This is a genomic window from Salinimicrobium oceani, from assembly GCF_012037645.1.
The window spans coordinates 1-293 of record NZ_JAAVJR010001552.1 but is presented as its reverse complement, the minus strand read 5'-3'; the positions used below and the strand labels follow the sequence as shown (position 1 = coordinate 293).

The window sequence follows — 293 nt, the reverse complement described above, 5'->3', positions numbered from 1 at the left end:
GCGCTTTGGATAAGGTATTTCGTTCCCGGATTGATCTCGGTGACGGTGGAATTTGTGGTAACATCAAAAAGATCATTGTTGTTGAGAAATTCTAAGGTCTTTTTAGAGTTTCCCGGCCAGTTGATGAGATATAGCAGCCGACCCTTATTAGCCGTGGCATCCGGAATTATTATACTGCTCACCTGATTGTTTATTCTTAAAGTATAAGTGTCATCAGGAATAGCATAAGCTCCTGTGGACGAAGTGGTGGAAGAGTAGGTTTTGAAGTTGGGATATTTCCAGTTAACATTTCC

The 293-nt window shown here is 41.3% G+C and carries 1 pseudogene; it reads right to left on the bottom strand.

The features are described 5' to 3' along the window. Window positions 1–293: pseudogene (locus HC175_RS23030) on the bottom strand (hypothetical protein); the annotation flags it as partial.